This is a genomic window from Streptococcus sp. HMSC072D05 (assembly GCF_001815805.1).
GTDB lineage: Bacteria > Bacillota > Bacilli > Lactobacillales > Streptococcaceae > Streptococcus.
On the sequence record NZ_KV821994.1, the window covers coordinates 133,274 to 133,508 of the forward strand.

The 235-nt window shown below is 48.1% G+C and carries 1 protein-coding gene; it reads left to right on the top strand.

Annotation, left to right across the window (positions count from 1 at the left end; translation table 11 throughout):
- Positions 1 to 235, top strand: a 235-nt coding sequence (locus HMPREF3057_RS10405; RefSeq protein WP_257370665.1) for a G5 domain-containing protein, incomplete at both ends; no start/stop codon positions are given.

Here is a 235-nt window from a genome sequence, read left to right on the forward strand (position 1 = left end):
GATGAGCTAGTTCAAGATGCTCGTCAAATCGAAACTCCGGGAGTTCAAGGCGAACGAACTATCAAGACCCGTGTCTACAGTTCCAATGGTCAAGTTGTTGACCGTCAAGAGTTGTCTAACGAGGAAACTCTAGCTCCAGTAACACAAATTGTCAAAGTCGGCACGGCTAAGCCAACCATGGTACCGAGCGAAGCGCCAAAAGCAGAGGCTCTGCCAGAGTATCCACTGATTTATA